23 protein-coding genes are annotated in these 24,277 nt (G+C 47.4%); all 23 read left to right on the top strand.

What is annotated here, in order from left to right; all coding sequences use genetic code 11:
• Window positions 1-17 precede the first annotated feature (17 nt).
• The 23 genes from rpsR (at window position 18) to AOU00_RS12580 (ending at window position 24,141) form a co-directional block, all read left to right on the top strand.
• Entirely contained in the window at window positions 18-290 is a 273-nt protein-coding gene (gene rpsR, locus AOU00_RS12690; RefSeq protein WP_013312800.1) for a 30S ribosomal protein S18, read from the top strand.
• 525 nt (window positions 291-815) lie between these two features.
• Window positions 816-2,555: an ABC transporter substrate-binding protein gene (locus AOU00_RS12685; RefSeq protein WP_061830441.1), complete on the top strand. Its 1,740-nt coding sequence runs from the start codon at window positions 816-818 to the stop codon at window positions 2,553-2,555.
• Between the two features lie 68 nt (window positions 2,556-2,623).
• The gene (locus AOU00_RS12680) at window positions 2,624-3,586 is read left to right on the top strand and encodes an ABC transporter permease (RefSeq protein ID WP_061830440.1); all 963 of its coding nucleotides are present in this window, start codon (window positions 2,624-2,626) and stop codon (window positions 3,584-3,586) included.
• A gap of 11 nt (window positions 3,587-3,597) precedes the next feature.
• Entirely contained in the window at window positions 3,598-4,521 is a 924-nt protein-coding gene (gene opp4C, locus AOU00_RS12675; protein WP_061830439.1) for an oligopeptide ABC transporter permease, read from the top strand.
• Between the two features lie 13 nt (window positions 4,522-4,534).
• Window positions 4,535-5,518, top strand: a complete 984-nt coding sequence (locus AOU00_RS12670) for an ABC transporter ATP-binding protein (RefSeq protein WP_023991142.1) — start codon at window positions 4,535-4,537, stop codon at window positions 5,516-5,518.
• Window positions 5,515-6,480, top strand: coding sequence for an ABC transporter ATP-binding protein (locus AOU00_RS12665; RefSeq protein ID WP_039272116.1), 966 nt, complete (start codon window positions 5,515-5,517; stop codon window positions 6,478-6,480). The genes AOU00_RS12670 and AOU00_RS12665 overlap by 4 nt, the downstream gene beginning before the upstream one ends.
• Window positions 6,481-6,639: 159 nt before the next feature.
• Entirely contained in the window at window positions 6,640-7,581 is a 942-nt protein-coding gene (locus tag AOU00_RS12660) for a D-alanyl-D-alanine carboxypeptidase family protein (RefSeq protein WP_061830438.1), read from the top strand.
• 236 nt (window positions 7,582-7,817) lie between these two features.
• Window positions 7,818-8,876: an LCP family protein gene (locus AOU00_RS12655; RefSeq protein ID WP_069290741.1), complete on the top strand. Its 1,059-nt coding sequence runs from the start codon at window positions 7,818-7,820 to the stop codon at window positions 8,874-8,876.
• 45 nt (window positions 8,877-8,921) lie between these two features.
• On the top strand, window positions 8,922-9,350 hold the full coding sequence (locus AOU00_RS12650) for a CBS domain-containing protein (RefSeq protein WP_013312792.1): 429 nt from the start codon (window positions 8,922-8,924) through the stop codon (window positions 9,348-9,350).
• 121 nt (window positions 9,351-9,471) lie between these two features.
• The gene (locus AOU00_RS12645; RefSeq protein ID WP_013312791.1) at window positions 9,472-9,774 is read left to right on the top strand and encodes a MazG-like family protein; all 303 of its coding nucleotides are present in this window, start codon (window positions 9,472-9,474) and stop codon (window positions 9,772-9,774) included.
• 5 nt (window positions 9,775-9,779) lie between these two features.
• Window positions 9,780-10,697 carry a DUF2232 domain-containing protein gene (locus AOU00_RS12640; RefSeq protein ID WP_039272110.1) on the top strand — a complete coding sequence of 306 codons (918 nt, stop codon included), beginning with the start codon at window positions 9,780-9,782 and terminating at the stop codon, window positions 10,695-10,697.
• 11 nt (window positions 10,698-10,708) lie between these two features.
• On the top strand, window positions 10,709-12,697 hold the full coding sequence (locus AOU00_RS12635; RefSeq protein ID WP_069290740.1) for a DHH family phosphoesterase: 1,989 nt from the start codon (window positions 10,709-10,711) through the stop codon (window positions 12,695-12,697).
• Window positions 12,694-13,137, top strand: a complete 444-nt coding sequence (gene rplI / locus AOU00_RS12630) for a 50S ribosomal protein L9 (RefSeq protein ID WP_013312788.1) — start codon at window positions 12,694-12,696, stop codon at window positions 13,135-13,137. The genes AOU00_RS12635 and rplI overlap by 4 nt, the downstream gene beginning before the upstream one ends.
• 2 nt (window positions 13,138-13,139) lie before the next feature.
• A complete protein-coding gene (dnaB, locus tag AOU00_RS12625) occupies window positions 13,140-14,498 on the top strand; it encodes a replicative DNA helicase (RefSeq protein WP_013373892.1) in 1,359 nt (452 codons plus the stop codon).
• Between the two features lie 376 nt (window positions 14,499-14,874).
• On the top strand, window positions 14,875-16,161 hold the full coding sequence (locus AOU00_RS12620) for an adenylosuccinate synthase (protein WP_029518946.1): 1,287 nt from the start codon (window positions 14,875-14,877) through the stop codon (window positions 16,159-16,161).
• A 203-nt stretch (window positions 16,162-16,364) separates the two neighbouring features.
• Complete coding sequence (locus AOU00_RS12615) at window positions 16,365-17,189, top strand: ABC transporter permease (RefSeq protein WP_039272106.1); 825 nt, start codon at window positions 16,365-16,367, stop codon at window positions 17,187-17,189.
• Window positions 17,190-17,242: 53 nt separating this feature from the next.
• Window positions 17,243-18,274 carry an ABC transporter ATP-binding protein gene (locus tag AOU00_RS12610; RefSeq protein WP_061830435.1) on the top strand — a complete coding sequence of 344 codons (1,032 nt, stop codon included), beginning with the start codon at window positions 17,243-17,245 and terminating at the stop codon, window positions 18,272-18,274.
• Between the two features lie 98 nt (window positions 18,275-18,372).
• Complete coding sequence (locus AOU00_RS12605) at window positions 18,373-19,542, top strand: extracellular solute-binding protein (RefSeq protein WP_039272103.1); 1,170 nt, start codon at window positions 18,373-18,375, stop codon at window positions 19,540-19,542.
• A 2-nt stretch (window positions 19,543-19,544) separates the two neighbouring features.
• A complete protein-coding gene (locus tag AOU00_RS12600; protein WP_069290739.1) occupies window positions 19,545-20,387 on the top strand; it encodes an ABC transporter permease in 843 nt (280 codons plus the stop codon).
• A gap of 31 nt (window positions 20,388-20,418) precedes the next feature.
• Complete coding sequence (locus AOU00_RS12595; protein WP_061830433.1) at window positions 20,419-21,933, top strand: hypothetical protein; 1,515 nt, start codon at window positions 20,419-20,421, stop codon at window positions 21,931-21,933.
• Window positions 21,930-22,397, top strand: coding sequence for a hypothetical protein (locus AOU00_RS12590; RefSeq protein ID WP_061830432.1), 468 nt, complete (start codon window positions 21,930-21,932; stop codon window positions 22,395-22,397). Before AOU00_RS12595 ends, AOU00_RS12590 begins: the two co-directional genes overlap by 4 nt.
• Window positions 22,390-23,397, top strand: a complete 1,008-nt coding sequence (locus tag AOU00_RS12585; RefSeq protein ID WP_061830431.1) for a CehA/McbA family metallohydrolase — start codon at window positions 22,390-22,392, stop codon at window positions 23,395-23,397. Before AOU00_RS12590 ends, AOU00_RS12585 begins: the two co-directional genes overlap by 8 nt.
• A 27-nt stretch (window positions 23,398-23,424) precedes the next feature.
• Window positions 23,425-24,141: a GntR family transcriptional regulator gene (locus AOU00_RS12580; protein WP_081330708.1), complete on the top strand. Its 717-nt coding sequence runs from the start codon at window positions 23,425-23,427 to the stop codon at window positions 24,139-24,141.
• Window positions 24,142-24,277: the final 136 nt, after the last annotated feature.

Below are 24,277 nucleotides of genomic sequence, written 5' to 3'. Positions count from 1 at the left end.
GAAAGGACTGACAAAGAATGGGCTTCAGACAAAGAGAAGGCGGAGACGATAACAAAAGACCAGCTCGTCGTGGTGGTCGCAACAAACGTCGTAAAGTATGTTTCTTCACTGTGAACAAAATTACTCACATTGACTATAAAGATACAGACCTGCTTAAAAAATTCATCAGCGAACGTGGAAAAATTCTTCCTCGTCGTGTGACTGGAACAAGCGCGAAATATCAACGTATGTTGACAATCGCTGTTAAACGTTCCCGTCAAATCGCATTGCTTCCTTACACTACTGAATAGTAGTGGGTGGAAAAAAGAGACATTCCCGATTCCGGGAATGTCTTTTTTTGTGATCTTTTATATTGACAACAAGTGCCATCTATTGTAACTTACTAATAATACAATCCATGTTTACCCATAAACTATAGTATACCTTTTAATGGCTTGTGAAATTACAAGCTCCTCAACTCGCCAGAGTAAACATTTCGGCCTTCTGGAATGTTATTTTATATTACATGTAATCTTATTTTTTGTCATTTTCCACAAGTAAAATTCATAAAGTTTACATAAATAGATATTTTGCATTTTTATATTACATAAAAAAAGATATTGACGTGATATTATTTTACACTTAAGATAAACCTTAATAAAAATGTAATGGTTGTTAATGCACAAAATTGACCAGAGGTCTAAAACACGTGTTTACGCTATTAAAGACAGTAAGGAGGATGTGCAAACTTCATTTTCAAACCTCAAGCTTTAACGAATCACCGCAGGAATGAGACAGGCTGTTAAATAAAGAACCGACTAAGGGGGATTAACAGGATGATGCAGACGAAGAAATGGGTTTCTTTGCTTATGATGCTTACGATCGTTGGTGTTCTGTTTGCAGGATGTAGCGGAGGTGCCAATGAGGCACAGCCACAGCAAGGCAATGCGGGCAATAAAACAGAGGGAAATGAAGCAAGTGCACCTGTTACGGAGGGCGTTATTAAAGCAACTGATCTGTCGCAAAACCCTTCGGGAGCGACTAATCGGAAAGATAATATTGTAGTAGGTATGACATCACCAAAAGGGGTATTCAACCCGCTATTCTGGCAAACGACTTACGATTTATATGTAGTCAGAACAGTATTTGATTCCTTCTTACAGGTGAAGGCGGATGGTACATATGAAAATAGTTTGGCTGAAAAGGTTGATGTATCGCCGGATGGTCTAAAATACACATTCCATCTGAAACCAGGTGTGAAGTATAGTGACGGCACTCCAGTAACCGTGAAGGATTATGCTTTTGTACTCAAAGTGCTGCATGATCCGAATTATGATGGAGAAACCGATGTATTGTCTTTTAAAATTAAAGGCGGTAAAGAATATCACGATGGCAAAGCAAATGATATCTCGGGGATCAAGGTCATTGATGATAATACAGTAGAGGTCACCGTTACAGAAGCAACAGCCTATACAAAGGATTTTCTGGGTGAGCAATACTTCATGCCAGAAGCTTATTACGGAAAAGGATTTAAAAAAGGTAGCCTGGACAGCATCAAGGCGCTTAATAATAAGCCGATCGGCTCTGGTCAGTATGTACTGAAGAGCTTCTCCCCAGGTCAACAAGTCGTATTGGATGCGAATCCAAACTACTTTAAAGGCGCACCTAAGGTGAAATCGGTTATTTTCAAAACAACAACAGAAGAAACGAACCTGTCTATGCTGCAAACAGGCGAAACGGACATGGACAACATCACAGTTACGGAAGACAATGTAGAGGAATTAAAGGCTCTAGGCTTCTTGGACGTGAATATTATGCCGACAAATGGCTATGGATATATAGCGTTTAATCACAAGGAAAAGAAATTTCAGGACCCTAAAGTACGTCAGGCTCTAACGATTGGCTTAAACCGCAAGGAGATTGTGCAGGGTGTATATGGTCCATATGCGAATGTTATTAACATTCCACAATCTACAGAATCTTGGTCTTATACGGATGAAGGTATCAACAAATATGAATTTGATACAGCTAAGGCGAAGGCTTTGCTGGATGAGGCAGGCTGGAAGGTTGGTACTGACGGAATCCGTGAAAAGGACGGCGAAAAGCTGACCATTAACTTCTCTGCGACTGCTGATAATCCAGTAGTAGAGGCCTTGCTACCGATCATGTCCAATAACTATAAGGAGCTAGGCATCAAGCTGACTTCCGAAACTTTAGATTTTAACGCCATTATGGATAAAAAGGACACAGGCAAGTTTGATATGTTCTTCGCGGCTTGGGGCTTAACTCCAGACCCGGATACAACGACTTTTATTACGAATGGTGCACAAAATGATATCGGCTATTCCAATAAGAAGGTCGATGAACTAACGCTTGCTGGTAAGCATGAGCTGGATCAAGAGAAACGCAAACAGATTTACAAACAGCTCTACCAGGAGCTAAACAAAGACCTGCCAACTATTTTTATGTACCAACGCAGAGATATGTGGCCAGTTAATGGACGTGTAACCGGCTTGGAAATTACACCATACAAAGATTTTGAGTTCACTCTGCATAACGCTCAGATCGCTCAATAAGGGTTGCCAATCGTATGCTCAGCTCTCACGAGCTGGGCATATCACTTTATTCGTCTGGAGGAATGAATATGAAGCAGTACATTATTCGAAGACTGCTGCAACTCATCCCCACACTTATTGGCATATCCATTATCGTATTTGCGATTTCAGCCATGGTGCCGGGTGATTATATTACAGCCAAGCAGAACCCGAATATGACGGCCGAAAAGGCGCAGCAGCTACGACATATCTACGGGCTGGATAAACCGGAATACCAACGCTATTTTATATGGGCCGGTAATATGTTAAAGGGGAATATGGGGGATTCATTACAGCATAAGCAGCCGGTAACGAAGGTCATTGGCAATTATGTATGGAACTCATTTATTATCGCTTTTTTTAGTCTTATTTTTAGCTGGTTGATTGCGGTTATTGCAGGGGTATTTTCAGCCAAGTTCCAATATTCGTTATTCGATAAGTTTGTCACATTATTCATTTTCTTATGTATGTCGCTGCCTTCATTTTTTATTGGTCTATTGGTCATCAAAATATTTGCCCTGGAGTGGGGGATTCTCCCGGTTGGGGGCATGACCACAGCAGGGATGGAGCCAGGCTCATGGGCTTATATGGTGGATGTTCTCAAGCATATGTTCCTGCCGACACTCGTACTTACGATGCTGAGCACAGGAAGTCTGACCCGGTATTTCCGTACAGGCATGTTGGAGGTCATTCGTCAGGATTACATTCGTACCGCACGCGCCAAAGGCCTGAAGGAACGTACGGTTATTTTCAAGCACGCACTGCGCAATGCACTGATTCCAGCCATCACACTACTCGGCTTCGAGCTTCCGGCCTTATTTGGTGGAGCGATGATTCTGGAGAAGGTATTTGTGTGGCCGGGTGTGGGTCAGGTCTATCTGGAGTCGATCAGTATGCGAGATTATCCGTTTATGTTGGGCTTCACGATTTTCCTAGCGGTACTTACGCTTATCGGTAATTTGCTCTCTGATGTATTGTATGGCATGGCAGATCCAAGAATTCGCTTGAAGTAGGAGGGATACTATTGTCCGCAGAAACAGTCACGATTGAAACGAATCAAAAGGCGGCGATCCGTCCTGAAGCGTCTCCATGGAGAATCGCCGTTCGCCGTTTTAACCAAAACCGTCTGGCTTTGGCTGGTCTCGTTATATTAATTCTGATGGTTACCATTTGTATATTTGGACCGATGATTTCACCTTATCATTTAGATGATTACAAGCTAGCTGACAAAAATTTATCGCCTAATGCTAAGTACTGGCTTGGGACGGATAAGTTTGGTAGAGATATTTTGCTGCGTACGATGCTGGCCGGCCGTATTTCCTTGACGGTGGGGCTAGTTGCCACGTTTATTTCGGTCATGATCGGAGCGACGTTGGGTGCGTTGGCGGGATTTTATCGTAAAGGCGTGGATACGGTTATTATGCGGATTGCCGATATTTTCATGGCACTCCCTACATTACCGCTGCTTATTATTTTAGGTGCTGTTCTGTCGGATTTGAAGGTCGATCCGTCGAATCGCATTTATTTTCTGATGCTCATTATCGGGATTCTGAGCTGGACGAGCTTGTCCCGTCTGGTCAGAGGGCAGATTCTCACGCTGCGTGAACAGGAGTTTATGCAGGCGACGGAAGCGCTAGGTTTGAGAGACCGCCGCAAAATATTCCGACATTTGCTGCCGAACACGATTCCTACCATTATTGTTACGGCTACGCTTGGAGTAGCGGGTGCGATTATTACAGAATCTGCGCTCAGTTACTTGGGGATTGGCGTTGTGCCGCCCACACCTTCGTGGGGAAACATGATATCAGCTGCGAATAACCTGATTGACTTCCGCAAACGGCCTTGGATATGGGTCCCACCGGGAATGTGTATTCTCATTACCGTTGTAGCGATTAACCTGATTGGCGACGGTTTGCGTGACGCGCTGGACCCTAAAATGAAGAAGTAGGAGACGAACGTTTATGGAAAATGCTTTGATTGAATTTCGTAACCTGAAAACCCACTTTCATACCTCTAACGGAACTGTCAAAGCGGTCAATGACGTCAGTTTTAAAATTCGTGAGGGTGAAACGCTCTGTGTGGTAGGAGAATCAGGCTGCGGTAAGAGTGTAACAGCGATGACGATGATGCGGTTGATTGATTCTCCCCACACCTCAGACGGACAAATCTGGTTTGAGGGCAAGGACCTCCTAAAACTCAATAAAGGTCAAATGCAGCAAATTCGCGGCAATGACATCTCGATTATTTTTCAGGAACCCATGTCTTCTCTGAATCCCGTGCTTACGATTGGGGAACAGATCACGGAGCCATTGCTGATGCACACATTAATGAGTAAAAAAGAAGCACATGCTCGGGCAATTGAGCTGATTAATTTGGTGGGGATTTCACGTTCAGAGGAAATATTTCATTCCTATCCTCATGAATTGAGTGGCGGTATGCGCCAGCGGATCATGATTGCCATCGCATTAAGCTGTAATCCGAAGCTATTGATTGCGGATGAACCGACAACGGCACTGGATGTTACGATTCAGGCTCAGATTCTGGATTTAATGCGGGATTTGAAGGATAAGCTTAAAACGTCCATTATGCTCATCACGCACGACTTGGGCGTCGTGGCAGAAATGGCTGATTATGTAGTTGTTATGTATGCTGGAAACGTCATTGAAGAGGCGCCTGTCATTGAGCTGTTTAAAAATCCGCAACATCCATATACCCAAGGCTTATTAAAGGCGAAGCCCGTCATTAATCAGAAAATGGACCGACTCTATTCCATCCCAGGACAGGTTCCAAACCCAATTGAGCTGGGAGAAAATTGTCATTTTCATGATCGGTGCTCCCATTGTATGCAAATTTGCAAGGATCAGGCTCCTCCCTTGAATGAAAAGGAGAATGGTCATAAGGTTGCCTGCTGGCTATATGAGAAAGAAGGAGGGCAACGGATATGAGCGAGCCTTTGATTCAAGTGGAAGGGCTAAAAAAGTATTTCCCGATCACAGGCGGAATTTTTCAGCGTACTGTCGGACATGTGAAAGCAGTCGATGACGTATCCTTTAACATTCATAAGGGTGAATCCTTCGGTCTGGTAGGAGAATCGGGTTGCGGCAAAAGTACGATTGGACGTACGATTCTCAGATTGATGGATAAGACAGAGGGATCGGTACGATATAAAGGCGAAGACTTGCACGCGTTAAACAAAGAGCAGATCCGTGCGCTTCGTCCGAAGTTGCAAATCGTCTTTCAGGACCCTTTTAGCTCACTGAATCCGAGAATTAAGGTCGGTGAAGCCATTGGAGAGGCGTTGCTGGATCACGGGTTGATTGATCGTAGTGAGCTGCGGAAGAAGGTCAATGAAACGCTGAACATTTGCGGGCTGTCCTCGTATCATTATGATCGGTATCCGCATGAGTTCTCTGGCGGTCAGCGCCAGCGGATCGGGATTGCACGGGCTTTGATTTTGAATCCTGATTTTATTGTGGCTGACGAGCCGGTATCTGCTCTGGATGTGTCTATTCAGGCCCAGATCATTAACTTGTTAAGTGATTTGCAGCAGGAACGCCAATTGACCTATCTGTTCATCTCGCATGATCTAAGTGTAGTCGAGCATCTGTGTAGCCGGATTGGTGTGATGTATCTGGGTTCAATGGTAGAGCTTTCCTCCAAGGAGGAACTGTTCAGTAATCCGCTTCATCCGTACACGAAGGCGCTGCTATCGGCTGTACCGATTCCCGATCCCACGATCAAGAGACAACGGATTGTGTTGAAAGGAGACATCCCATCTCCGGCCAATCCGCCTTCAGGATGCAAGTTTCATACACGTTGTCCTATGGCAGAAGCACGTTGTAAAACAGAGACTCCGGTATACCGCGATGCGGGCGATCAGCATTTTGTAGCCTGTCACTTTGCCTAAAATATAATAATTAGGAAGCAAAATATCCGTCATCCTGAAAGCAGAATTGACGGATATTTTGGCGTGGAATAAAAAAGGTAAAAAAATTGTATCTTTTTTTCGAAAAATTGCAGACAAAATGGATTTTTCATCGTCTAATAAAGTATGGAGGTTATTACGATGATGAAAAAACATTGGTTACGTTGGGCTATTGTCGTCCCGGTACTTATTATATTGATTTTTATTACGCTTGGACCCCGCCTGTTGATCGGAAAGCCGAATGTGGATGCAGAGGCTGCGGTGCTGATGGACATGCATACTGGGGAATTGCTGATGGATGTGAATGGTGATACGCCTATGCCTTCCGCAAATATGTCCAAGCTCATGACTGAGCTATTGGTGCTGGAGGATATTCGGGCCGGACGGTTAGGCTGGAATGATGAAGTGCGAATTAGCCGTTACGCCAGTACAGTGGGCGGTGTAAATCTCTCCCTCCGGTATGGTGAAAGGATGACCGTATCCGAATTGTTCCAGAGTATGGTTGTGTATTCAGCGAATGATGCCGCTGTCGCGTTAGCGGAGCGTTCAGCAGGGAACGAATCAGCTTTTGTGAAGCGCATGAATGGAAAGGCTGCCCAAATTGGGTTGTCGTCCGATAGTCGCTTTAGCAATGCCTCTGGGGCAGGTCAGAGTGAACTGGGGCCGAATCACCCTGAGGATATTCAGGGAGAAACGAAAATGACAGCAAGCGACACGGCAAAGTTGGCCTCCTATTTGATTACGTCACACCCGGAGATTTTGAGAACTTCCAGCCGTACGCAGATGGAGTTGAAGGATAAAGGCATCTACATTAGTAATACGAACTGGATGCTGCCTTCCTTGGCTGGACCGTACTCTTACGCAGGAACGGACGGACTGAAAGCAGGGTACACAAGCGATGCTGGATACTGCTTCACGGGCACAGCTGAGCAGCATGGAAGACGGCTAGTTGCTGTGGTGCTGGGTGCACCGAGCAAGGAAGAGCGTTTTGAGCAGACACGGAAGTTGTTCGATTATGGTTTTTCCCTGTCGACTTCTTTCCCGGTGAGACTGCAAAATTTGGTGAAACTGGCTCCACATTAAGGCGAAAAATGACTTTGAAAGCTACATAGGATACGGATATAAACATGAATTGGGGCTTTGACCGTGAGGTCGAAGCCTTTTTTGGTATGAATTCGAGGAGCTGACCACGCCATGACACTTTTGACAACAAGGTAGTAGACCTTTTATGCTTTGAGGGGAAGTTTCAGCTTCATGTGGGACCAATTTGGTTTAATGAAGAGATGGGATTTGTGACGGAAAGAAGGAAGGTACCTGTTATGGAGAGAAGACATAAGAGAAGGACCAGTGGAAAGCCCAAAAAGAAAAAGAGGTTTACCGCTCTATATATTTCATGTATTGTTTTATTTTTGATTGCAGTGGGAGGCTACCTGTTCCGCAAACAGCTGACACTGGTGGCTTTTGATTGGTTTGTATCACCGACGTTGGAAAGCAAGCTGGAGAAATCCTATCAGCCGCGACGATCCGGGGAACAGCAGCAGCAAGAGACAGTAGCTTACCGTAAGGAACCCTTTTCGGTGCTGTTACTGGGTACGGATCAAAGGCCAAATGAAAAGGCGCGTGGTCGTTCGGATACGGTTATGTATGCAGTAGTACGGCCCGCGGAATCGCGTGTGCTTTTGGTTTCCATTCCAAGGGATACGTACGTACAGATTGCCGGACATGATCCGAATCGCGATGGCGAGGATGATTTTGATAAGTTGGGGCATGCTTATGCGTTCGGAGGCGAAGATATGTCCATGGCTACAGTAGAGAAGTTGATGGAGCATAAGGCCGATTATTATGCTACGATTAATTTCCAGGGTATTCAGGAGGCGGTGAATGCAGTAGGTGGAGTTGTGCTTCCAATCGACAAGCCCATTGAGAATAAGAACCCGCTGCATATCAAGTTCCGTATTGAGGCGGGCAAGCCGCTTTATAATGGTGAGGAAGCCATGTATTATGTTAGATATCGGGAAGATAGTGACTTCAACCGTACAAAACGGCAGCAAATATTTTTGAACGCTATGGCGGATAAGCTGTTGAATATCAATGGAATTACCAAGATCCCGGAGCTGCTCGATATTATGGGAGCCAATTTCAAAACCGATATGGAACCTACTTTTATTACTGGGCTTGGCAAGCAAGCTATTTCGCAGGGGAATCCACAAATTTCAAGTTTTACGATTACGGGGGAAGGGTTCAAGAAGAAGGGCCTGTATTATGACCGGGCTAATGAACAGGAACTTGAATATGCCAGACTCATGATTGCCAACTGGCTAGATTCCGATACAACCCCGCAGACGCTGAGGCTTCCCGACAAGCAGGACATTCAGTGAATAATCAATGGATTTATATTTGATTTTGAGGGGGATTCGTTTCTCATGAATATCGCTTTTTTCTTGCTTCCCAAACAGGAAGTTGCTTGTGTAACGGCGGATGCTACTTTACGGCAAACGTTGGAACGGATGGAATATCACCGTTTTACAGCGGTTCCTATTTTGGATAAAGAAGGTAGATATACAGGTACGGTTACAGAAGGTGATCTGTTGTGGCATATGAAAGAGTCCGAGGGGAAAATCACCTTTGAAAACGCTTCTAAGTTCATGCTTAAGGACGTTCCGTTGCGGGTTACGATGAAGCCCGTATCCATTGACGCGAACATGGAGGATTTAATTAATTTGGCTAAGGTACAGAATTTTGTGCCCGTCGTAGATGATATGGAACGGTTTATTGGCATTGTACGTCGCAGCCAGATTATTGAGTATTGTGAAAAATTTGTATCCAGGGAATCGCTTAATACTTCAAGCTAAAATAAGCAGAAAAGCTGCTCCGAAAATAACGATTTACCCTATGGGGTAACAGTTATTTTCAGAATAGGATATGCTATAATGGAGAATAAAGCTTTTTCAGAGGGGTGTGACTCTTCATCATATGCCTAAAGAAATGGATGTAGTTAAACGAGCCAAGGTTATTGAATGGCTTAAAACAGAGGTGCTTGACCAAGTCTCCCGTCTGTTTAAGGCGATGTGGGAAGGCAGTACAGCCCGCATCGGTGATTGTTTGGCGAGTTTGGTGATGAGCAGTTATATTTTGGGGAGGCGCCTTGGAGTGTCTTACCGTGAATTGGATGATCTACTCATCGACAAGCTAAGAAAGCACAGAAAAGAAGGACACCAGCTGGAGGATTGGTATCAGGACATTTCCGCACTGGAAGAACATATGCGTAAGAGGTGAAAACGTTGAAATTCCGCTTGGCAACTGTAGCATGGAGCGTCATTTATTTGCTTCTGCTGCTGACTCTATTGACACCATTAAGAATCATTACCGTATTTTTGCTGATTGTGCCTGGCGCTGTATTGTTTTCATCGCTGCCTTTCAAAGGATTTCTGGTCCACGTCATACCGGTGCTGTTAATTATAGCGCTACTCGATGTGTATTCGCTGCTCCCTGCGATTTATTTTCTGATTCCTTCAATAATGATGGGACGGATTTATAAAAAGGGAGGACCTGCTTTTCAAGCGTTGATGACCGGAATGGGCATTATTTTAGCCGAGTTGTTGGTTGTTCTGTTTATCGCTACGTATTCCTTTGGATTTGATCTTTCGCAGTACCTTCGTGATCAGGCTGCGATATCGGCAAGTATTGTACAGCAGGTTTTGAGTGCTAATCCGATGTTTTCAAACATGAATTGGACGGCAGAGGATACGCAGAAACTCGGCACAATGCTGATTGGAAAAATTCCGTATGTGCTGATCGTGACCTCGTTCATATTGGCGGTGATTACGCATGCTTTGGCACGTCCGGCATTGAGCAGTCTCGACGTACCGGTACGCAAAATGAAGCCTGCCCGCGAGTGGAGGCTACCGCGCGCGCTGATCTGGTATTATCTGCTGGCAATTGTAATTGAATGGATAGCAGGGTCTTCCGATAGCAGCTGGATTCAAATGGTTTCCATTAGTATGCTACCGCTGATTCATGCATGTTTTATTATCCAGACGATTGGTTTTGTATACTTCTGGACGCATAGCCGTAAAATGAGCCCGGTGATTGCGTTGCTGCTGTCGCTCGTCGTTCTGGTGTTCCAGCCGCTCCGCATTATAGGTATTATTGATTTGGCCTTTCCGCTGCGTGAAGCTATTACAAGATCAAAGAAATAGGGTGAACAGTCATGCCTAAATTTCTACAAAAACGCTGGCACGGCTATCAGACGGTCTGGGCGTTTTTACTGCTGCTGGTGCTTGTCATATGTATTTCCATGTACAACTGGGAACTGGGTGTGATAGGACTGCTGCTGTCATTCTTGCTCGGCGGGCTGATGCTGAAGACGGAATTGGATTTTCGTCGGGAACTGAATCAATATATCAGCGGTCTTTCCTTCCGGATCAAGCGGGTGGAAGGGGAAGCGATTAGTGCATTGCCGTTCGGCATCATTTTATACAGTGAAAATCGAACGGTAGAATGGCACAATCGGTTTGCCGGGGAGATGTTCGAGGAGCAATCACTGATTGGTGAGTCTCTTCAGGATTTGTTTCCTCAACTCGCAGGTGCTCTAAGCACCAAAAAGGAAACAAAGGAGCCTGCTCGCGAGCTGAAGGTGGAGCTACAGCATGATGAGCGTCATTATCAGTTTCTGATTGTGCCCGATGAGCGTCTGATATATTTGTATGAAGTAACGGAGTTGGCGGTGCTACGCAAGCAGTATGAAAACGAGCGGTTGGCGCTCGGTATCGTCATGCTCGATAATATGGACGAGGCTGCTCAGGGGATGGACGATCAGCAGCGCACCGCGCTTATTGCGAAGGTGTCAAGCGAGATTACATCCTGGGCTAATCAGTACAATATTTATTTACGTCGATTATCTTCTGAGCGTTATCTCATTATGCTAAATCATAAAGCGCTTCAGGAGCTAGAGCAAAGTCGATTCGTCATTCTGGATACCGTAAGGGAAATGACGGCGGATTTGAAAGTACCGATGACACTGAGTATTGGCTTGTCCTTCGGTGCAGATAGCATCAAGGAGCTAGGCGAGCTGGCCCAATCCAGTCTGGATATGGCGCTTGGACGTGGGGGCGATCAGGCAGCAGTGAAGGCGGGACAACGCCTGTCCTTCTACGGAGGCAAGTCCAATGCTGTCGAGAAGCGGACCAGGGTACGTGCCCGAGTCATTGCACATGCGCTACGTGATCTGATGCAGGAGAGCGACCGTGTGCTGATTATGGGACACAAAATACCGGACATGGATGCAGTGGGAGCGGCCATTGGTGTGTGGAAGGCTGCGGCACTTTACAATGTAGAGGCACATATCGTACTGGATAAATCCAATCCGTCTATCGACCGAATGATGGAGCAGGTAAACAAGGATGAGAAGTTATCGCAAGCGCTCCTGACGCCAGAGCAGTCGCTTCAGCTAATGACTGAGCATAGTCTGCTGGTCGTGGTGGACACGCATAAGGCCTCCATGACGATTGAGCCGCGTCTAGTGCAGACGGCCAGCCGGGTGGTGGTTGTCGACCATCATCGTCGGGGCGAGGAATTTATTAACGATTCGGTTCTGATCTATTTGGAGCCCTATGCGTCATCGGCCTGTGAGCTGGTGACCGAGCTGCTGCAATATATCCATGAGAAGGTCCAACTGACACCGCTGGAGGCAACATCACTGTTGGCAGGGATTACGGTGGATACCAAGCATTTTTCCCTGCATACAGGCTCGCGTACATTCGAGGCAGCCGGCTTTTTACGGCGTAGCGGGGCAGATACAGTTATGATCCAGCGCATGTTAAAAGAGGACCTGGATGAATATATTGCTAAGGCGGAAATTATTAAGCATGCTAAAATGATATATGGGCATATCGCAATTGCGGTGACAGAGCCCGGACAGAAAATACCGCAGCTCCTGATTGCTCAGGTGGCGGATTCATTACTCAATATGACGGATGTACTGGCCTCCTTTGTGGTCAGTGAACGTCCTGACGGCCTGGTGGGGATCAGCGCCCGTTCACTCGGACGCATGAACGTACAGGTCGTCATGGAACGGCTAGGCGGCGGAGGACATCTGACGAATGCGGCGGTTCAGCTGGATTGCCCGCTGGAGGAAGCCAAGCGCAGAGTGGTCGACGTGCTGGCCGAAATTGATGGGGAAGAGGGGTTATTTGAATGAAAGTGATATTCATTAAAGATATGAAGGGCCAAGGCAAGAAGGGGCAAATTAAGGAAGTTTCGGACGGTTATGCAGCGAATTTCCTGTTGCCGCGTGGTGTTGCCCGTCCAGCGACAGAAGGAAATATGAAGACGCTGGAAAATCAGAATGCTGCGGAGGAAAAGCGTAAGCAAGAGGAAAAGGAAGAGGCGCAAGCGCTCGGCAAAAAGCTGGAAGAGACAACGGTTCAGCTCAAGGCGAAGGCTGGTGAAGGTGGACGGCTGTTCGGCGCGATTACAAGCAAGCAAATCGCGGAGGCAGTAGCTAAAACTGGCATCAAGCTGGACAAACGCAAAATTGAGCTGGAAGAACCGATTCGTACGTTGGGCGTGACTCAAATGACCGTTAAGCTTCATCCTGAGGTCAAAGCTACGCTGAAAGTACAGGTGACAGAAGAATAATTATGGGCGGCGAATTTTTTGATCGGATTCCTCCGCAAAATCTGGAGGCTGAACAGGCGGTTATCGGGTCTATTTTGCTCCAGTCTGAAGCACTGATTACCGCAATGGAGCGGGTGCAGACCGAGGACTTTTATGATAAGGCTCATCAGATGATTTACGAAGCAATGATTGAGCTGGGTGAATCCGGACAGCCGATTGACTTGGTTACGCTGACCTCGAAAATTCAGGACAAGGGACAGCTAGAGGATATCGGCGGTGTCAGTTATCTGGCGAAGCTGGCTCACGGGGTGCCAACAGCGGCTAACGTGGATTACTATGCCCAGATCATTGAAGAAAAAGCGATGCTTCGTCGCTTGATTCGTGCAGCTACACAGATTGTGAGCGAAGGCTATAGCAGTGGCGAGGATGTCGCTGGTATGCTGAGCGATGCTGAGCGCAAGATTATGGAGATATCCAACGGGCGCTCAGGTAGTGGCTTTATTGCCATCCGCGATGTCGTGATGGAAGTGTTTGACCGCGTTGAATTGCTGCATCAGAATAAGGGCAATACGACCGGAATTCCGTCTGGATTTGTTGATTTGGACAAGATGACGGCGGGTTTCCAGCGCAATGACTTGATCATTGTGGCCGCCCGTCCATCCGTAGGTAAAACAGCGTTCGCTCTGAATATTGCGCAAAACGTTGCAGTTCGGGCAAAAGAGACAGTAGCCATCTTCAGTCTGGAGATGTCGGCCGCTCAGCTCGTGCAGCGGATGATTTGCGCCGAGGCCAATCTGGACGCGAACGTCATGCGGACAGGTGAATTTAAAGGTGACGACGATTGGGCGAAGCTGACGATGGGCATTGCAGCCTTGTCAGAGGCGGAAATCTATATCGATGATACACCCGGCATCACTGTGGCTGATATCCGTGCCAAATGCCGTCGTCTTAAAGCGGAAAAGGGACTGGGTATGATCGTAATTGACTACTTGCAGCTGATCCACGGACGAGGTAAAGCAGGCGAGAACCGGCAGCAGGAGGTATCTGAAATTTCACGGACATTGAAACAAATCGCTCGTGAGCTTGAAGTGCCTGTAATTGCCCTCTCCCAGCTGAGTCGGGGTGTGGAGCAGCGTCAAGACAAGCGGCCGATGATGAGTGACTTGCGGGAATCGGGTTCTATCGAGCAGGATGCTGATATCGTGGCGTTTCTGTACCGGGATGATTACTATAATCAGGAAACAGAAAAGAAGAATATTATTGAGATTATCATTGCCAAGCAGCGTAACGGCCCGGTCGGTACGGTAGAGTTGGTCTTTCTCAAAAATTATAATAAATTCGCTAATTACGAGCGTGCCCATTCGGATGCGTTCGCCGGATAACATATTAGTATCATTAGAAAAGGCTCTTTCGACGCGGATTTCGCGATCTCGAAAGGGTTTTTTTTATAGGATTCACGTATTTTCATATAAGGAATGAAACTCTCAATTACGAACAATACTATTTTCATGTAATATAATGTTCGCTTTTTATTTGACTTTAAAAAATGGTGCTGTTACACTTATAGTGCTGCTTCAACGCAGTGGGGAGATCATTACGCCCGGGGCTTTCCGAACCTACGGAATGTCTGCGACGGACGTTTTTTCCTGCTGTCCGAGAACGCTCCATATCTGCTCGCTCAGGCGGTTGAGGTTGGATATGCGTAGTGTGTCAGCTCAAAATCAGAGTGTCTGTGGGCACTCCACGGAGGAATGAAACATGTCAACTGTAGTCGTTGTGGGAACACAATGGGGAGACGAAGGCAAAGGTAAAATCACGGACTATCTGGCGGAAAGCGCTGAAGTGGTAGCCCGTTACCAAGGCGGAAACAATGCTGGTCATACGATTCTCATTGACGGTAAAAAGTACAAGCTGAGCCTGATTCCATCCGGCGTTTTTTATGAAGATAAAAAGTGTGTTATTGGCAACGGCATGGTAGTAAATCCAGCCGCTCTTATTGAAGAAATTACTTACATTCATGATAATGGATTTTCCACGAAAAATCTGGTCATTAGTGACCGTGCACATGTGATTATGCCGTACCATATGACGCTGGATGTGCTGGAAGAAGACCGCAAAGGTCCTAACAAAATTGGTACTACCCGTAAAGGGATTGGCCCTGCTTATATGGATAAGGCTGCACGTAACGGTATTCGTATTGCTGATTTGCTGGATGCAGAGGAATTCGAAAAGAAGCTGCGCCACCAAACGAAAGAAAAAAATCAAGTGATTGAACAAGTATATGGCGGCGAGCCATTGGATGTAGAAGCAATACTGAAACAGTATCTGGAATATGCTGAATTTATCCGTCCTTATGTAGGCGATACGTCTGTCGTGTTGAATGATGCGATTGACGCAAATCAAAAGGTACTGTTCGAGGGTGCGCAAGGCGTTATGCTCGATATCGACCAAGGTACGTATCCATACGTTACGTCCTCTAACCCGTCGGCTGGCGGCGTATGTATTGGTTCCGGTGTGGGACCATCCAAGATTCAACAAGTCATCGGTGTAGCTAAATCGTACACAACTCGTGTAGGTGATGGACCCTTCCCAACTGAGCTGAACGATGAAGTCGGCGATTACATTCGTGAAACAGGTCATGAGTACGGTACGGTTACAGGTCGTGCTCGTCGTGTGGGCTGGTTTGACAGCGTCGTTGTGCGTCATGCCCGTCGTGTCAGTGGGTTAACGGGTCTTTCCCTGAACTCGCTGGACGTATTGACTGGCCTGAAAACGGTGAAAATTTGCACAGGTTACAAGTACCGCGGCGAGGTGATTACGCATTATCCGGCTAGCCTGAAAATGCTGGCGGAATGCGAAGCGGTATATGAAGAAATGCCAGGTTGGAGCGAAGACATCACTGGTGTGAAAACGCTGGAGGAGCTGCCTGAAACTACACGCAATTACGTACAACGCGTGTCTGATCTGACAGGTATCCCAATCGCTATTTTCTCGGTTGGGCGTAATCGCGATCAAACGAATCAGGTGCTTCCGATTTATTTGTAGGACAAGAATGATATAGCTATTGATACACGTTCAAAGAGAGAGGCTGTTAGTAGCCTCTCTCTTTTTTTATTCTGTGAAGTGTTAAATGGTATCTTCCCCTTTACATAATCTTATCTTCCTTGTCGATTTGTGATAACAAACCCTCTCTATAATCCAAATAGAAAAGAGATTCGGACGTCTAGACGTCTTGAGAGGGATGAATTATGAACTGGTATCTTCGCTCACTCGGCACACGCAAAATTGTAGAATTCATTGTGCTTATCATCTTCGTCATTTTTTTCCTGGGGCCACTGACCAATCTTCTCCTTTTGGCGGTTTCGGGAAAATGGCAGTATCCTGCACCGCTCCCGCAGAGCTTGTCACTGGAATGGTGGAAGTTTGTACTTACCCAGGATGATGTACTCAGCTCGATTTCTCTATCCTTCCTGATTGCGATTACCGTTACGGTCTGCTCCATTATCGTATGTATTCCTGCTGCTTATGCCTTTGCACGAATTTCTTTCCCGTTCAGTAAGTGGTTCCTTTTCTCATTCCTACTTACGCATGCTTTTCCAAAGATGGGTTTGTATGTGTCTATTGCCGTACTATTCTACCAATTCGGGTTGATGAACACCTTTGCAGGCATTGTGCTTATCCATATGGTAAACACGCTCATGTATATGACCTGGATTCCTTCCTCTGCCTTCCGCAGCGTACATCGTGCACAGGAGGAGTCAGCGCGGGATGCTGGAGCCGGACCATTTCGGGTGTTTTGGAAAATCACCTTTCCTATGGCGCTGCCCGGCATTGTGGTCGCCTCCATTTTTACCTTTCTTGCTTCACTGGATGAAGCACAGGGGACACTCCTTGTCGGAACGCCGGACTATAAAACAATGCCGGTCATCATGTATTCCATCATTGCTGATTATCCGAGCACAACAGGCGCTGTTTTCTCAGTCATTCTTACTCTGCCAACGATCATTCTGCTATTGGCAGCCAAGCGTTTTGTGAGTGCCGATGTCCTGGCAGGCGGATTTCAGGTGAAATAACGTAATTGGTCAAAAGAGGAGTTTGTAAAATCCTGAAAAAGGAGCCTAAGCTAATGCCCATTCAATTATCCATTCAAGAGTTAACCAAGCGCTTCAAGACAGGAGACGGAGTCAAAGGCATTTCACTTGACGTGATGAAGGGAGAGCTGGTGACACTGCTGGGACCTTCCGGCTGTGGTAAAACAACCGTGCTTCGCTCCATTGGCGGCTTTTTGGACCCGGACAGTGGCGACATTCAGATTCAGGGTAAAAGCGTACTCAAGCTGCCGCCCGAAAAGCGTCCGACGGCTATGGTGTTCCAAAGCTATAATTTGTGGCCGCATATGACCGTGTATGACAACCTGGCTTTCGGGTTGAAGATTCGAAAGGTGAAGAAGTCAGAGATCGACCGTCAGGTGAAGGAAGCGCTAGCGCTGGTTCGGCTAGAGAGCGCAGAGCGTAAAACGCCGGGACAGCTCTCGGGCGGTCAGCAGCAGCGGGTAGCACTCGCTCGGGCTTTGCTGCTAAAGCCTGATGTATTGCTGCTGGACGAGCCCTTTTCCGCGCTTGATGCCAAATTACGTATGGAGATGAGAGAGGAGCTGCGCGATATCCAGACCCAGACGGGGATGACGATGGTGTTCGTCACCCATGATCAGGAGGAGGCGCTGTCCATTTCCGACCGCATCGTCGTTATGAATGCGGGCCGGATTGAGCAGCTCTCTTCACCGCAGGAGATCTATGACAAGCCACAGTCACTTTTTGTAGCAGGTTTTATTGGCCGGATCAATTTATTAAAGGGGGTGAGTACAGGTCGCAGTGTCTCTGTGAGCGGAATACCGTTTGCACAAGAGCATGAATACACGGGTGAATCCATGGTTGGTGTAAGGCCAGAGGATATTGTTCTGACGACGGAAGAAAAAGGTTCTCTAGCCGGAACGATCAGACAAGTGATGATTCTCGGGCATTATGCGGAAGTTTCGCTGGATAGCGGTACCCATCATCTGAAAATGTTTGTGCCGCGTGAACGAGCGACCGAGCTGCGCAGTGGAGAGCATATCAGATTCAGCTTCAGTAAAATTGTTACTTTTCCAGCAGCACAGTGAAGATTCACGATCAACCTCTATATCGCATCAATGTCCATCACGAACGCATCATCTGGTGATGCTGCGAACTTGTGCAACTATCTAAAGGAGGCAACAACGTGTTTGGGAAAAAGAATATGAGTCTGATTTTGGCAGGGGTACTTAGTTTATCGTTGTTGGCTGGCTGTGGAAACGGCGGTAATGCCGCCACGGCTACAGGGGAAGCCAAGTCTACAAAAGCGGGAGCCGCTACCGGAACGACGGAAATCTCCCTGTACACTGGAGGGTCTCTGAACGTCAAAGAGCTGTGGGAAACGTTAATCAAGGACTTTGAAGCTAAAAATGATCATGTTAAGGTCAAACTGGTGTATTTGCCAGCAGGAACCGGAGGTGCATCTACACTGGACCGTCTGATCGCAGCCAAGAAAAGCGGACAAACCGATACAGATATCGACCTGTACGAAGGCAGTCTGGATGACATCACTAAAGGGGTAGGCGAAAAACTGTGGGAAACGGTGGACGCTGCCAAGGTTCCAAATTTGAAGAATGTGGATGAAACGTATCTCAAGCAAGTCAACAATCAGGCCATTCCATACCGTGCTTCTTCGGTTGTCCTTGCCTATAACAGTGCAAAAGTAGCGACACCTCCCAAAACAGCCGAAGAGCTGTACACGTGGATTCGCCAGCATCCGGGCAAGTTCGCCTATAATGATCCGTCCACAGGTGGATCAGGCAGCTCATTTGTGAACACGGTTATCTATAATTTCCTTCCGCCAGAGGCGATGAACAGTGATGATCCGGCAAATATGAAAAAATGGGATCAAGGTTTCTCACTGCTCAAGGAACTGGGCCCTTCAATGTACCAAAAAGGAGTCTATCCTAAGAAGAACCAAGGTACGCTTGATATTTTAGCAAGTGGAGAGGTAGACATGGTTCCAGCCTGGTCTGATATGGCGCTCGAACAACTGGCTAAAGGGCTGCTTCCAGACACGGTGAAACTGACACAGATCGACCCTGCTTTTACAGGTGGCCCCTCTTATCTGATGGTTCCTTCACTTTCCTCCAAAAAAGAAGCAACCCAGGAATTCTTGAATTATATACTGACGCCTGAAGCGCAAACGGTGGTTATTAATAAAATGTACGGCTATCCGGGGATTAAGTGGAATCTGATGCCAACGGAACTGCAAGAGAAATTCAACAGTGTATCTTCTGGATACCGCAGCTTTAACAGCGGAGAGCTTCAGCAGGAAATCTACAAACGCTGGCAAAGTGAAGTAGCGGGCGGTTGAGCATGAGTTCATTGTCCAAAAGGGGGATGCTGGGGCTTGCCCTGGTCATCCCGTCTTTTCTCATTTTGCTGGTCGTCGTTATTATTCCGATTCTCTATGCCGTGAAGGAAAGCTTGATTGATCAATATGGAACGGGCTACGGTCTAGCTAACTATATTCGGCTGTTCACGGAACCTGCCATGCGTAGAAATATCATGTATACGATTAATGTCACGTTAGTCTCGACGGCCCTTACTCTGGTCATCAGCTATGCTTTGGCGATTTATCTGAGATTCGGCAAAGGAGTTGTCGTGAAGTGGATAGGCCGCTTGTATTTTATTCCGATGTTTGTTCCCGGTGTAATTGCAACGTATGCGATCATTACCATGTATGGCAATCACGGTTGGGCTGCACGTCTTTTGCTGCCGCTCGGCATTGAGACGATTCCGAGGATTATTTATGACTACAAAGGGTTGGTGCTGGCTAATTTGTGGTTCAACATTCCGTTCGCAACCATGCTGCTCAGCTCGGCACTTGCCAGCATTCCAAACGCTGTCGTCGAAAGCGCCAGAGATGCCGGAGCCAGTACGATGCAGCTGTTTGGGCGCTTTATTTTACCCCTTTCCTACAAAACGATGTGGGTTGCGGTGACCTTCATTTTTATGGGGATCATGGGTAGCTTTACGGCTCCCTTCCTGATCGGTGCCAACTCGCCGCAGGTGCTGGGTGTTGCGATGCAGCAGGTATTTTCCAGCTATCAGGAGACGCGTACGGCCAGCGCAATGGCAGTGTTTATGTTTTTACTGTGTTCTTTTATGGGCTACTTTTATATTCGGACAATGGTGAAGGATGCGGATGCCAGCTAGACCGCCGTTATACACTAAGGAGGTTACAGGGATGAACAGCCAAGCAGAGGTGCAAATTACCGGGTTTAGTGGGCGAGTGTGGGAAAAGGATCTGCTGGATTGCGGTTATCGGATTGCATTACACAAAGCGGAGGTTGAGCTCAGCCCGGGAAACGGGTTCCGGTTTAGGTTCTCCATGCCAGAAGACGGATACGCGGAGCTTGATCTGTTCGCCAGATCAGACAGTGACTGGGCTGCGACAGATCGAGAATCTGCCTTCGTACGCCTCTACCTGAATGAAGCCTATAATCAAGATGTCATTTTGTACTATGGCAGCAGTCAGGGAGTGTATACCCGTTTGTTAGGATATTTAAAAGAAGGCGATTATGAGGTCTATGCCGAATTTCGCGAACTGGAATCGGCTCCGCTTGTATCTCGAGCATGGATCGACGGGGTTGAACTGCGCTGCGTGGCTGATTCCTCTCCAAGATCGCTGATTTATCGCCATACCCCGCTTTTATATGGCCGCAATCTGTCACATCCCTATGAGAATCGCTTTACGGATACACCGCTTGTTTTGTTCTATTCCGTGGAAGGGAATGAGGAGAAGACAGTCATCGAATACCAGATGATGTTCAGCCATGAAGATGAGGGAACGCCCGCGCCGCTGCTTATGAGCAAATGGGGAAGAACCACCGATATCGAATGGATGTACCGCGTCGAGCTAGATGCAGGGGACAATGTTCTGGAAGCTGTTTTCCAGGGGGCACATCATATTACGACTGCGTTTAATGGCAATTATGATCTGGGTGGGCATCCTGTTCTCCAATCCGCAACAACTAACGGAAACTTTAAGGATGACATTTCATCGGACTATCGTTTTATGCTGCCACCTGCTTTCCAGTGGAAACCAGAGGAAGAGCCGCGTGAGGCGGTCATGAACCGTTTTCCTTTTGCCTATCAGGTCACTGGGTGGGAGATGGAACGTCAGCAGGAGCTGGAAATACCGTCACAAGCGTCTTCCATTGCACTTGCACACCAGCGTAGCTATGTGTTTATCCAGACTTCCAAACGCCCCTTACGGGATTCAGACAGAGAATCGACTCCAGGGTCCAAGCCGGGCTTCAATCGGCGTGAGGAAGATGCCTGTGTCGATATCCAGCTTCGTCTTCATGGCTCGGAGCAGTGGTATTCATCGTGCCATCATGATCTGAGACTCGGGGATTTTAGAGCCGCTTATGAGGGGGCAGAGTCACATTTTTCTACCACAATCAAGCTGTCTGGAGAGGCTGTGCTTGAGGATATAGCTGAAATCAGAGCCGTATTGCTGGAAGGCGGTGCTGACAGCATGGAAGTAGCCGGACTGTGTGCCTTTACGTTAAACAAGGATAATCTCCCGCAGTTTCCAGGTATTCGTACAGACCGGGTGATTAAGCTGACGCGGCTTCAACCCGTGGGTGTTTTATGGGCGGCAGACAAAGACATGTCGGGTGATGAAGAACATCCTGTGAATGATATGGTAAAGCATGTTGTGGATGAACTGTCTAGCCAGGATGGGGAGCCATGAGCAGACTACTGTATGTGGAAGGAACGGTCGACAGAACCTGCACTCAGAGCCATATTACGTACTCTTTTCATATTCCACAGCCGACTGAAACGATCCGTATTCACTTCTCTTACACGCCCAAGTTATTGGAGGATCAAGAGCAAGCACGAGGAATCATTGAGGAAAGCATGTGCAAATACGGATACGACGAGCCGGGGCATTCATCTGATCTGTGGAAGAAGTATATCCCGCTGCAAAATTTATTAACGCTGTCTGTCGATGATTCTCTCCGTCACCGTGGAAATGCGCACCGTCCCGAGATGCAGCAGGAGCATTGGCTCGGTTCGTCTGCGGCTTCGCCGGGATTCCTCGCAGGAGATAATCCGGCGGGCATGTGGCGGATTACGGTCAGTCTGCATGCCGTTGTAACCGAGACGCTTGCCTACCAAATTCATGTATTGGGGGAGGAAGCAGCATATGCTTAAATGGATTCCAGCTGAGCTTCACACCCATACGCTTCACAGCGACGGAAAGCAAACGCTGGAGGAGCTTGTTCAAAGCGCAGTGGATCTGGGACTTGAGTGCATCGCTATGACGGATCACAACACGCAATCGGCACTCGCGGATCAGGAACAGGTTCAGCGGCAGTTTGGTCTCCCGATCATTTCAGGGATGGAGTGGACGACCTTTTACGGGCATATGCTGACGCTTGGGGTTGACCGCTTTATCGACTGGCGTGTGCTGGGACCAGATGACATCCATGAGGGGATTCGGCAGGTGCATGAGCAGGGAGGCATTGCAGGGATTGCCCATCCGTTTAGGATCGGAAGTCCGATCTGTACGGGGTGTTTTTGGGAATACACGATTCAGGATTGGCATGAGGTGGATTATATAGAAGTCTGGTCAACGCTTATGCCATCTATTAAGCGGGATAGCCAGCGGGCGTTTGCCATGTGGACCGATTTGTTGAATCAGGGGTATCGCATCACTGCGGTAAGCGGTCGGGACTGGCATGTATCTAAACCGGATGATGCGCTTCCGGCTGTTACGTATCTGGGGGTTCATGATGAAGCAGAAGAGCGAGAAGGCTTAGCAGACCGGGCAGTTGAGGCGATTCGCCACGGTTCAGTGTCAGTTACGATGGGACCGTTACTGACGATGTGGGCACAGATTAAGGGCAGAGAACATCGTTATCACATCGGCGAATGCATAGAGCTGACTGTAGAAGATTCACTATCGGTGACGGTTCAATTGGATGTGGAAGCAAGAGCAGCCCATTACAACCTCAAGCCTCAGAATCTTCGTCTTCTGCTGACAAGTAGTCACGGAATATGCTCCGAGATTCAGATCCCTGCTCACACAGGAGAATATACGCTATCATTGCAAGATCCGCTAGGTAAGGGCTGGATACGAGCTGAGCTTTACGGCTGCATGGAAGACTGCGTGATGATGATTGCTTTTACGAATCCGATTTATATGGCTTAACACAATAGAAAGGCTGGGCTTCGGACGGTGTCAACAAAACAAGAGAACATAAAGCAGCGTATAGAAGAATATATGAAGGTTAATGAAATGGGTCCGGGGGATCGGCTGCCGTCGGAAACTGCACTTTCCCAATCGTTTCGTGTCTCGCGTACGACGCTACGGGGAGCTATTCGCCAACTGGAATCGGAAGGTAAGCTGCTTGTAAAACACGGGAGTGGCACGTTTGCGACTTGCCCGCTGCCGAGTATTCCAAGCTCGCTGGACCGCCTGTACAGCATCGGGGACATGATTCGTTCGGCAGGGTTACGGGAAGACGAGCAGCTAGAATCCATTCAGAGAATCTCGGTTTGTCCTCCTGATATTGCCGAACAGATGAGATTTTCCGAGAATGAGCCCATGATTGCTCTAGAGCGTACACGCACTGCCAACGGAGAGGCTGTAGCCCACTCTATCAACTGGATGCCAGAGAAATTAGCCAGACCCATTCTGGAAGGTGACTCTTTTTCAGGCTCGCTTTTTCAGAGTCTTGAGTTCAAGGCGGGGGTACGAATTGTCGGAGCGTATTCTGAGCTCACCGTTCCCAACTATGACGACGCACATATGACACGTCTGCTGAAGCATCCGCAGGCTACGGTATTACTATTGAAGCAGCTTCACTATGATGAAATGAACAGGCGGGTGCTGTATTCTCTGGATTACGTCCGCAGTGACATTTTCCGTTTCTGGGTGCGTCGTACGCGCTGATTCGATCAGAAGGTGGCATCTCCTATTGAATTGTGCTAGTTTTACATATTCCATGGGTTAAAAATCGTCATATCTCGTCAATACTGATCTATATGCACTTCATGATGATACACACATGGCAGGATGCGTATAAGGA

This window comes from Paenibacillus polymyxa (genome assembly GCF_001719045.1).
GTDB classification, from domain to species: Bacteria; Bacillota; Bacilli; order Paenibacillales; family Paenibacillaceae; genus Paenibacillus; species Paenibacillus polymyxa_B.
This window is presented reverse-complemented; position numbering and strand designations above follow the sequence as displayed.

Coding starts and splice junctions, on each gene's coding strand:
- rpsR (WP_013312800.1), top strand. CDS start 18: ATGGGCTTCAGACAAAGAGAAGGCGGAGACGATAACAAAAGACCAGCT.
- AOU00_RS12685 (WP_061830441.1), top strand. CDS start 816: ATGATGCAGACGAAGAAATGGGTTTCTTTGCTTATGATGCTTACGATC.
- AOU00_RS12680 (WP_061830440.1), top strand. CDS start 2,624: ATGAAGCAGTACATTATTCGAAGACTGCTGCAACTCATCCCCACACTT.
- AOU00_RS12670 (WP_023991142.1), top strand. CDS start 4,535: ATGGAAAATGCTTTGATTGAATTTCGTAACCTGAAAACCCACTTTCAT.
- AOU00_RS12665 (WP_039272116.1), top strand. CDS start 5,515: ATGAGCGAGCCTTTGATTCAAGTGGAAGGGCTAAAAAAGTATTTCCCG.
- AOU00_RS12660 (WP_061830438.1), top strand. CDS start 6,640: ATGATGAAAAAACATTGGTTACGTTGGGCTATTGTCGTCCCGGTACTT.
- AOU00_RS12655 (WP_069290741.1), top strand. CDS start 7,818: ATGGAGAGAAGACATAAGAGAAGGACCAGTGGAAAGCCCAAAAAGAAA.
- AOU00_RS12650 (WP_013312792.1), top strand. CDS start 8,922: ATGAATATCGCTTTTTTCTTGCTTCCCAAACAGGAAGTTGCTTGTGTA.
- AOU00_RS12645 (WP_013312791.1), top strand. CDS start 9,472: ATGCCTAAAGAAATGGATGTAGTTAAACGAGCCAAGGTTATTGAATGG.
- AOU00_RS12635 (WP_069290740.1), top strand. CDS start 10,709: ATGCCTAAATTTCTACAAAAACGCTGGCACGGCTATCAGACGGTCTGG.
- rplI (WP_013312788.1), top strand. CDS start 12,694: ATGAAAGTGATATTCATTAAAGATATGAAGGGCCAAGGCAAGAAGGGG.
- dnaB (WP_013373892.1), top strand. CDS start 13,140: ATGGGCGGCGAATTTTTTGATCGGATTCCTCCGCAAAATCTGGAGGCT.
- AOU00_RS12620 (WP_029518946.1), top strand. CDS start 14,875: ATGTCAACTGTAGTCGTTGTGGGAACACAATGGGGAGACGAAGGCAAA.
- AOU00_RS12615 (WP_039272106.1), top strand. CDS start 16,365: ATGAACTGGTATCTTCGCTCACTCGGCACACGCAAAATTGTAGAATTC.
- AOU00_RS12610 (WP_061830435.1), top strand. CDS start 17,243: ATGCCCATTCAATTATCCATTCAAGAGTTAACCAAGCGCTTCAAGACA.
- AOU00_RS12600 (WP_069290739.1), top strand. CDS start 19,545: ATGAGTTCATTGTCCAAAAGGGGGATGCTGGGGCTTGCCCTGGTCATC.
- AOU00_RS12595 (WP_061830433.1), top strand. CDS start 20,419: ATGAACAGCCAAGCAGAGGTGCAAATTACCGGGTTTAGTGGGCGAGTG.
- AOU00_RS12590 (WP_061830432.1), top strand. CDS start 21,930: ATGAGCAGACTACTGTATGTGGAAGGAACGGTCGACAGAACCTGCACT.
- AOU00_RS12585 (WP_061830431.1), top strand. CDS start 22,390: ATGCTTAAATGGATTCCAGCTGAGCTTCACACCCATACGCTTCACAGC.